A 1,511-nucleotide genomic window follows, 5' to 3' on the forward strand; every position below is an offset into this window, starting at 1 on the left:
GGCCGGGGGAGAGGCTTTCCGGGGGTAGGGCTTTCGAGTTTTTTTCCCATTATGAATACATCCGCTTTCAAAATCCAGCCATACACCAAAAAGGAGTTGGCCCTACTCTATTTCCCTACATCCGACCCACACACAGCCGTCAACCGCCTCATGTCCTGGGTGAACCGTTGCAAACCCCTGCACACAGCCCTACTCGACCAAGGCTATCAGAAGACCGCCAAGTGGCTCTCCCCACGCGAGGTAAGACTCATAACCGAACATCTGGGAGAACCGTAGCGGCCTTGGGAGGGTAGGGTGCCCTCGCCCTACCATGGCAAGCAGCAGCCCCTTATGTGTCGACTTGCTACTCATGCTATGGCGAGGGCGCCATAGCCTCCTAAAAAGCTCAAAATTCGTACCGCAACGTACGCCATCGTATGATTGCAATCTGCGAATGTCGTAACTTTGCAATATAAAAAAAAGAACCCGTCACCCGAACGCATCCCGAACGCATCCCGATGACACATCATTAACTTTAATAATCAAAAACACCATGAAAGACACAAAAAAAGAAACCATCAAAACCGTAATCCAGTTCATCGTTAGTGTACTAACCGCACTCCTCGCAACGCTCGGCGTTCAAAGCTGCGTCTGCAATTAGAATGTGGGATGTGGAGTGTTGAGTGTTGAATTGGTGCGCTACGCGCATTAGGAATTGCTCAATGTTGAATTGCAGTATCCAAACAATTTAACACATAACATTCAACACTTAACACTTAACACTCAACACTCCACACTCCACACTCAACATTCAACATTCAACATTGCGGCTCTGCCGCAACCATTCAACACTCAACACTCAACACTCAACATTCTAATTATGGCAAGAATCATTCCTATCGATGTCATTAAGGGCATCAGCGGCAAGTACGGCAACAATTCAAACGACTACTTCGCCACCAACACGTCAAGCAACAAGATCCACCTCGCCAAAATCACCAATCCCTACAAGGGACCTGCCTCAGAAAAGCAGAAGGCACAGCGCGAGAAGTTCGCAATCAAGCAGGCAGCCTGCTCGGCATGGCTCATAGCCAACCGACCAAACGAGAAGAACGGAGACAAGGGTACGCCCGACTATCAGATGGCACAGAAAGCCAAGCGCACCTTCGCCTTCTCCAACATCAACCAGGTGCTCTACAAGTACATGGACGATGAGGGCAACATCAAGCTGCCCAATGGAGTGGCTGCACCCAGCAATCCCGGCTCCGGCTCAACTGGCAACCCCGGCTCAACTGGCAACCCCGGTTCAACTGGCAACCCAGACTCGTCAGGCAATCCCGGCTCCGGCTCTACCGAAGAGGGCGGCGGCAGCCTGGAACCTAACATCTAAGCAGAGAGCCTCCTACAGTTAGCTCAATCCAAGACCCAACATTCATAACTCCTGATATCGCACGAATCGCACGAATTATCCCCACCTAAATTCACGGTCAATTCATGATAATTCGTGACTAAAACACCTCCAACATTCGTGG

At 50.4% G+C, this 1,511-nt stretch carries 3 protein-coding genes; all 3 read left to right on the forward strand.

Annotation, left to right across the window (positions count from 1 at the left end; genetic code table 11):
* The first annotated feature begins 51 nt into the window (after positions 1 to 51).
* The 3 genes from I6E49_RS14165 to I6E49_RS14175 all read left to right on the forward strand — a co-directional run bounded on the left by I6E49_RS14165 (position 52) and on the right by I6E49_RS14175 (position 1,369).
* A complete protein-coding gene (locus I6E49_RS14165) occupies positions 52 to 276 on the forward strand; it encodes a DUF4248 domain-containing protein (RefSeq protein WP_235403125.1) in 225 nt (74 codons plus the stop codon).
* A 256-nt stretch (positions 277 to 532) separates the two neighbouring features.
* Positions 533 to 640, forward strand: a complete 108-nt coding sequence (locus I6E49_RS14170; protein WP_235403126.1) for a smalltalk protein — start codon at positions 533 to 535, stop codon at positions 638 to 640.
* A gap of 219 nt (positions 641 to 859) precedes the next feature.
* Positions 860 to 1,369: a hypothetical protein gene (locus I6E49_RS14175; RefSeq protein ID WP_235403127.1), complete on the forward strand. Its 510-nt coding sequence runs from the start codon at positions 860 to 862 to the stop codon at positions 1,367 to 1,369.
* The last annotated feature ends 142 nt before the right edge of the window (positions 1,370 to 1,511 follow it).

The sequence above is a fragment of the Leyella stercorea genome (assembly GCF_021531655.1).